Annotated in this window: 1 protein-coding gene and 1 pseudogene; both read right to left on the bottom strand. The window is 64.7% G+C overall.

What is annotated here, in order from left to right; translation table 11 throughout:
• Window positions 1-320 (bottom strand): EamA family transporter (locus ACNFOC_RS55090; protein ID WP_416966407.1); only part of this gene is annotated, 320 nt, incomplete at its 3' end.
• Between the two features lie 53 nt (window positions 321-373).
• Window positions 374-581, bottom strand: a pseudogene (locus ACNFOC_RS55085) (hypothetical protein); the annotation flags it as partial.

Raw genomic sequence — 581 nt, 5'->3', positions numbered from 1 at the left:
GTGTAGAGAAACACCACCGCGCGCGAGGCCGAGGTCAGGCGCAGGCCCTGAAAGATCAGCACGAACTCGATGCCGAACATCAAGCCCGCGGCGAGGCCCGGCTTCCACGTGCCGTCACGCTCGAAGAATTTGACCCCGCGCAGGCTGCCGATGATGAACAGGACCGGCAGCGCGCCCATCGAGCGGAACATCGCCTGGAGCATCGGCGGGATGTCCTGCAGCACCAGCTTCACCGCGATCTGGTTGAAGGCCCAGGTCAGGCACAGCATGAGCATCAGGGCGACGGCGCCGGCACTGAGGGGACGACCGGCGGACGGCATGGCTTGAGGTGAGGACATCTCTTCCCGGATACCGGCTTGGCGCCGTTGTTGCTTCAAGATTTTTTCTGACAATGGGTGCAGACGCCCGTGATCTCCACCACGGACAATTTCGGCGCAAAGCCGGAGCTGCGCGCCGCGGCGTTGAGGTCTTTCGCGAACGAGGCGGATGACATCTCGCCGACCAGGCCGCAGCGCTCGCAGATCAGGAACGCGACCGCCGAGGTCGAATCATGGTCGTGGGCGGCGCAGGCGAGATAGGCG

Origin of the sequence: Streptomyces colwelliae, from assembly GCF_048158785.1 — a bacterium.
Classification (GTDB): Bacteria; Actinomycetota; Actinomycetes; order Streptomycetales; family Streptomycetaceae; genus Streptomyces.
The sequence above is the reverse complement of the archived record's forward strand: the minus strand, read 5'-3'. Positions and strand labels throughout refer to the sequence as shown.